This is a genomic window from Lentzea sp. NPDC060358, assembly GCF_042725365.1.
Lineage (GTDB): Bacteria > Actinomycetota > Actinomycetes > Mycobacteriales > Pseudonocardiaceae > Lentzea.
Map to the genome: position 1 here is coordinate 1 of NZ_JBHXCW010000361.1, position 5,776 is coordinate 5,776.

Annotated in this window: 6 protein-coding genes; 2 read left to right on the plus strand and 4 right to left on the minus strand. The window is 72.0% G+C overall.

Features of this window, described 5'->3' with window-relative positions; all coding sequences use genetic code 11:
- Positions 1 to 33: 33 nt before the first annotated feature.
- From ACFWGZ_RS38955 to ACFWGZ_RS38970, 4 genes are read right to left on the minus strand one after another with little or no spacing between them, the layout of a single operon-like run.
- Positions 34 to 2,370: a glycoside hydrolase family 65 protein gene (locus ACFWGZ_RS38955; RefSeq protein ID WP_382456613.1), complete on the minus strand. Its 2,337-nt coding sequence runs from the start codon at positions 2,368 to 2,370 to the stop codon at positions 34 to 36.
- On the minus strand, positions 2,367 to 3,044 hold the full coding sequence (locus tag ACFWGZ_RS38960) for an HAD family hydrolase (RefSeq protein WP_382456614.1): 678 nt from the start codon (positions 3,042 to 3,044) through the stop codon (positions 2,367 to 2,369). The genes ACFWGZ_RS38955 and ACFWGZ_RS38960 overlap by 4 nt, the downstream gene beginning before the upstream one ends.
- Positions 3,045 to 3,051: 7 nt before the next feature.
- A complete protein-coding gene (locus ACFWGZ_RS38965) occupies positions 3,052 to 3,276 on the minus strand; it encodes a hypothetical protein (protein WP_382456615.1) in 225 nt (74 codons plus the stop codon).
- A gap of 24 nt (positions 3,277 to 3,300) precedes the next feature.
- On the minus strand, positions 3,301 to 4,002 hold the full coding sequence (locus ACFWGZ_RS38970; protein WP_382456616.1) for a VIT family protein: 702 nt from the start codon (positions 4,000 to 4,002) through the stop codon (positions 3,301 to 3,303).
- 162 nt (positions 4,003 to 4,164) lie between these two features.
- Between ACFWGZ_RS38970 and ACFWGZ_RS38975 the strand changes: the two genes are divergently transcribed.
- Together ACFWGZ_RS38975 and ACFWGZ_RS38980 are read left to right on the plus strand one after the other, a co-directional pair.
- A complete protein-coding gene (locus tag ACFWGZ_RS38975) occupies positions 4,165 to 4,809 on the plus strand; it encodes a hypothetical protein (protein ID WP_382456617.1) in 645 nt (214 codons plus the stop codon).
- A gap of 608 nt (positions 4,810 to 5,417) precedes the next feature.
- Positions 5,418 to 5,717 carry an iron-sulfur cluster biosynthesis protein gene (locus tag ACFWGZ_RS38980; protein WP_382456618.1) on the plus strand — a complete coding sequence of 100 codons (300 nt, stop codon included), beginning with the start codon at positions 5,418 to 5,420 and terminating at the stop codon, positions 5,715 to 5,717.
- Positions 5,718 to 5,776: the final 59 nt, after the last annotated feature.

The window sequence follows — 5,776 nt, forward strand, 5'->3', positions numbered from 1 at the left end:
GGCGGCGCACCGCCAGGTCTCCCCGCACCGGGGCTAACGCCTGCGGGGCTCCCGGCCGAACGGCTGCTCCGGCCGGTCGAGCTCGGGAGCGGCCGGGATCGGCATCGTCACCGGTGAGCCGGCCGTGATCGTGATCGGCTCGCCGTGGTGCTTCGTCTTCAGCTCGGTGCCGTCGACGATCCGGTAGGTGGCCTCGCCGCCGCGCACCTCGACCGCGATCCTGGTGCCCTGGAACGCCATCCGGAACGAGTACCCGGTCAGCGCCTCCGGCCGCTTCGGCGCGAACGTGAGCTCGCCGCCGTGGTCGCGCATGCCGCCGAACCCGGCCACCAGCGCCGTCCACGCCCCTGCCAGTGACGCCATGTGCAGGCCGTTGGTGACGTTCTCGTGCAGGTCGTGCAGGTCCGTGAACGCCGCCTCGACCAGGTAGTCGAACGCCAGGCCGAGGTGCCCGACCTCCGCCGCCAGCACCGCCTGCGTGCCCGCGGACAACGACGAGTCGCGCACGGTGCGGGCCTCGTAGTAGGCGAAGTTGCGGGCCTTCTCCTCCGCGGTGAACGCGTCACCGCGCACGTGCATGGCGAGGACGAGGTCCGCCTGCTTCACCACCTGCCGGCGGTACAGGTCGAAGTACGGGAAGTTCAGCAGCAGCGGGTACTTCTCCTCCGGCGTGCCCTCGAAGTCCCATTCCGCGTGGTTGGTGAAGTTCTCCGCCTGCGGGTGCACCTGGAGCAGTTCGTCGTAGGGCATCGCCATCACGTCCGCGGCCTTGCGCCACGCCGCGATCTCCTCCTCGGACGCGCCCGCCTCGGCGGGGTTGCGCTCGGCCGCGTCGGCGGCGGCACGGAGGTTCTGCTGCGCGACCAGGTTGGTGTAGACGTTGTTGTCGACGATCGCCGAGTACTCGTCCGGCCCCGTCACCCCGTCGATGCGGAACCCGTCGTGCCGGTCGTGGTGGCCGAGCGACATCCACAACCGCGCCGTCTCCACCAGGATCTCGGTGGCCTCGTCGCGGTCGAAGCACTCGTCGTTCGTGGCGTGGAGGTACTGCTGCACGGCGTAGGCGACGTCGCCGGAGACGTGGAACGCCGCCGTGCCCGCCGGCCAGTACGCGCTGCACTCCGCGCCGTTGATCGAACGCCACGGGAACGCGGCACCCTCGAGCCCCAGCACCTTCGCGCGCTCGCGCGCCTTGTCCAGTGTGGAGTGACGCCACCGCAGCGCGTCGCGAGCGGCCTCGGGCAGCGTGTAGGTGAGCACCGGCAGGACGAACATCTCGGTGTCCCAGAACGCGTGGCCGTCGTAGCCGGGTCCGGTGAGGCCCTTGCCGGGGATGGCGCGGGTCTCCCCGCGGGCCCCGGCCTGCAGGATGTGGAACAGGGCGAACCTGATGGCCTGCTGGAGCTCGTCGTCGCCCTCGATCTCGATGTCGGCGACCTCCCAGAAGTTGTCCAGGAAGTCCACCTGCTCGCGCAGCAGCCCGTCCCAGCCGGTCTGGCGGGCGCCGGCGAGCGCGGCCTCGACCTGGGCCCGCAGCGCGGGGGTCGAGCGCTGGCCGGACCAGCCGTACGCGAGGTACTTGGTGAGCTTGAGCGTGTGGCCCGCCTTGACGTCGACCGCCGCGGTGAACCGGGCCAGGTCGTCCTCGGCGCGGATCTCCGTGCGCGGCTCGGTGCCGTCCTCGGCGAGTGCGGTCACCGCGATCTCGTGGTCCATCGCGGCCGCCATGCGCAACCCGGACACCTTGGTGTGGTGGCACAGCACGGCCCGCGTGTTCTCCGCCGTCGTGAAGTCGTTCACCAGCGGCGCGTCCAGGGCCAGGGCGACCCGCGGGTCGCTGCTGCGGCTCTTGATCGGCTCGTTGGTCAGCAGGTCGGACTGCACGACGAGCTGCAGGTCCTCCTCCGGCTCGACCTCGTAGCGGATCGCGGCCACCGCGCGCTGTGTGAACGACACGAGCCGTTCGCTGCGCACGGTCACACGGCGGCCCGTCGGCGACTCCCATACCGTGCGGCGCTTGAGCGTGCCGGTGCGGAAGTCGAGCGTGCGTTCGTGCTCGACCGCGTCGCCGTAGCGCATGTCCAGCGGCTCGTCCTCCACCAGCAGGCGGATGATCTTGCCGTCGGTGACGTTGACGACCGTCTGGCCCGCCTCGGGGTAGCCGTAGCCCGCCTCGCCGTACGGCAGCTGGTGCTGCTCGTAGAACCCGTTGAGGTAGGTGCCCGGCAGGCCGCGCGGCTCGCCCTCGTCGAGCGTGCCGCGCATGCCGATGTGACCGTTGGACAGGGCGAACGTCGACTCGGTCTGGTGCAGGTTGCCCACCGAGAGGCCCTGCCAGCGCAGCTGCCAGGGCTCGACCGCGTAGCTCATGACAGCAGCTCGTCGAGCTCGTCGACGACCACGTCGGCGCCGTGGGACTTGAGCGCCTCCGCCTGGTGGCCGCGGTCGACGCCGACGACGAACCCGAACCCGCCGTCGTGGCCCGCCTGCACGCCCGCGATCGCGTCCTCGTAGACGGCGGCGTGCTCCGGCGCCGTCTTGAGCCTCCTGGCGCCCTCGACGAACGAGTCCGGCGCCGGTTTGCCCCGCAGGTTCGAGGCGGTGATGACGTTGCCGTCCACCAGCGCGTCGACGTAGTCGAGCAGGTTGCCCGCGCGCAGCACGCGCATGGCGTTGGCCGACGACGTCACGACGCCGATGGGCAGGCCGGCCTCGCGGGCGGCCCGCAGGTAGCGCACCGACCCGTCGTACGGGCTGATGCCCTGCTCGTCGATGATCCGGTTGACGAGGTCGTTCTTCTGGTCGCCGATGCGGCGGACCTCGTCCTCGGACGGCGTGAGGCCGCGCGAGGTGAGGAAGCTGCGAACCCCGTCGTAGCGCGGTTTTCCGTCCACGTAGGCGAGGTAGTCCTGCTCGCCGAACGGTTGCCCCATGGCTTCGAACGTCTGCCGCCACGCCTGGCGGTGCAGCACGGCGGTGCTGGTGAGCACGCCGTCGAGGTCGAACAGCAACGCCGTGATCTTCTCCGGGATGCCGAGGCTCATGGGACGATCATGCACCCGTCTCGCCGACATCGCTGCGCTCTTCCTTCAAGCGTTCCTCCAGCGGACGCGGGTGCGCCTGCTCGTACTCGGTCATCCCGTACTTGGTGGACCCGGCCCAGCCCTCCGGCGGGTCCATGGCCTCCTCGAGCGGGTCCTGCTGGAGGTTGTCCTCGTCGAGCCCCTCGAAGCTGTCGCCGTCCTGGGGCACGTACGCACCGCGATCTTCACTCATGCAGGAGCAGTACCCAGTTCGGCGCTATCCGATGCTTTGCCCGACCAGCGACCCGATGGCGTAGGTGACACCCATCGCGACCAGGCCTCCCGCGATGTTGCGGACGACCGCGCGCCGCTTGGCCGCCCCGCTGAGCCGCGCGCTGACGAAGCCGGTGAGGGCCAGGGCGAGGACGGCGGCCACGACGGTGACCGGCACGCGCAGGCTCGTCGGCGTGAAGGCGATCGCGGCGAGGGGGAGGAGCGCGCCGACCGTGAACGCGAGGAAGCTCGCCACGGCGGCGCCCCACGGGTTCGTGAGCTCGTCCGGGTCGATGTGCAGCTCGGCCTCGGCGTGGGCGCCCAGCGCGTCGTGCCTGGTGAGCTGCCTCGCGACCTCCGCGGCGGTCTCGGGGGTGAGCCCCTTGCCCTCGTAGATCTCCGTCAGCTCCTCGAGCTCCTCCTCGGGCATGTCCGCGAGCTCCTGGCGCTCCTTGGCGAGCAGGGCCCGTTCGGCGTCGCGCTGGCTGCTCACCGACACGTACTCGCCGCTCGCCATGGACATCGCGCCGGCGAACAGGCCCGCCAGGCCCGCGACCAGGATCTGGCCCCGGTCGGTGGTGGCGCCCGCGACGCCCACCACGAGGCTGGCGGTCGACACGATGCCGTCGTTCGCCCCGAGCACACCCGCCCGGAGCCAGTTCATGCGGTCGCCGGTGACCTCGTCGTGGGGCTCGTCGTGCGTCATGGCCGCAGAGTAGTGCTCCGGTCGGTGGCCGCAGACCCGGCCGCGCTGTGCTGATCGGGTGAGTTTTGCCTGGTCAAGTGCCAGGTGTGCGTTTTTTGTCAGACCCCCGTGGCAGCATGTCGAACAGGTGTTCGTGTGCGTGCTAGAAGGAGGTCAGTCCCGATGCAGATCGAACCCCGTCGCTGGCCGGGCCGCGTGGTCCCTTCCACCGACGCCGACGTGGACATCGCCGTCGAGTCCCTGTGCGTGCGCGCCTCGTGGCCGGACGCCGACCGCCGGTGGGTGCGGCGCCTGCTGGAGCCGTGGTTCGCCGCGGGCTGGAGCGTCGACGCCCTCCTGGTGGCCGTCGACACCAAGCCGGACGGCACCCGCCAGGGCCGCCCCCGCTCGCGCGCCCAGGTGGCCCACGAGTTCCTGCGCGCCCGCCTGCGCACCTGGACGGCCGACGGCGCCGCCCTGGCCCGGCCGCCGCTGAAGGGCACGTCCCTGGGCGAGTGGTACCGCGTGAACCGCCGCAACACGGCGCTGCACGCCCCGCGCCGCCGCCGCGACCTGACCTCCGACGGTGAGCGGGCCCGGGCCGAGTCCCGCGCCCTGGCCCACCGCCGCGACCCGGTCGAGCGCAGCCGCGAGAAGGGCCGCCGCCGCCAGGAGGTGCTGGACAGCCTGCTGGTGCCGGGCCAGGAGGTGCCGTCGTTCGCCGACTCGTGGCGCCTGGTGGCGGAGATCATCCCGGTGCCGCGGGTGTGCTCGGCGTGCGGCCACGTGCGCAACGAGGTGGCGCGGCCGGCGCACCGGGTGGCCTGAGGGCCGTCTCGTCCGCGACAGCCGCGGACGAGGGGCCCGGAGACGGCACCGCCGCCCGGTACGAGTGCGCCACGGTTGCACCGCCGCTCGGTGCGAGCGCGTCACGGTGCCACCGCCGCTCGGTGCGAGTGCGCCACAACGGCATCGCCGCCCGGCACGAGGGCGCCACGGCGGCACCGCTGCCCGGTGCGAGTGCGCCACGGTGCCACCGCCGCCCGGTACGAGTGCGCCACAACGGCACAGCCGCCCGGTGCGGGGCCGCCACGGCCGCACCGCCTCCGGGACGCTCGACCGTGCTCCCCTCGGACGGACCCGCGGGACAGGCCCCATGCGGGCCGGGTCCGGCCGGTGCCCGTGCCGCTTCGGCGGCTCGGGCGGTGACGCCCGTCCAGTCCGCGCGAGGTGTGGCCCGCGTGAAGTTCACGTGGCAGTGGTCCAGATTGCGCGATCGTGTCGATTGCCCTGCCCGCTGCCTCTAACAGCGAAAACATCCAGCTCATCCGCCGATCGCGCCACTGCGGGGGCGCCAATTCGGCAAGAAGTGGTTGAACCGCGGCTGCCCCGGGAACACGGGACGAGTTTCTTGTTTCCTGATGTGAGGGGCCGACATGCTCGAAGTGACGCCGATGGCTGCCGAGGTCATCAACGAGCTGACGTCGCAGACCGAGGCCACCGAGGACGAGGTCGGCCTGCGCTTCGCTCTCGCCGCCGACCAGGACAACCAGGCCCTGGAGCTCTCGCTGAGCGAGGCCGTGGACGGCGACCAGGTCGTGGCCGCGCCCGCCGGCGCCAAGGTCATGATGGAGCCGGCCGCCGCCCAGTACCTGGACGACAAGGTGCTCGACGTGCGCCAGGACGACGAGGGCAACCCGGCGTTCGCGATCGCGCGCCAGGAGCAGGAGTCCTGAGGACCGGCTGACCCCGGACGAACGCGACGGGCCGGACCCCACCACGGTGGGGCCCGGCC

Coding starts and splice junctions, on each gene's coding strand:
- ACFWGZ_RS38955 (WP_382456613.1), bottom strand. CDS start 2,370: ATGAGCTACGCGGTCGAGCCCTGGCAGCTGCGCTGGCAGGGCCTCTCG.
- ACFWGZ_RS38960 (WP_382456614.1), bottom strand. CDS start 3,044: ATGAGCCTCGGCATCCCGGAGAAGATCACGGCGTTGCTGTTCGACCTC.
- ACFWGZ_RS38965 (WP_382456615.1), bottom strand. CDS start 3,276: ATGAGTGAAGATCGCGGTGCGTACGTGCCCCAGGACGGCGACAGCTTC.
- ACFWGZ_RS38970 (WP_382456616.1), bottom strand. CDS start 4,002: ATGACGCACGACGAGCCCCACGACGAGGTCACCGGCGACCGCATGAAC.
- ACFWGZ_RS38975 (WP_382456617.1), top strand. CDS start 4,165: ATGCAGATCGAACCCCGTCGCTGGCCGGGCCGCGTGGTCCCTTCCACC.
- ACFWGZ_RS38980 (WP_382456618.1), top strand. CDS start 5,418: ATGCTCGAAGTGACGCCGATGGCTGCCGAGGTCATCAACGAGCTGACG.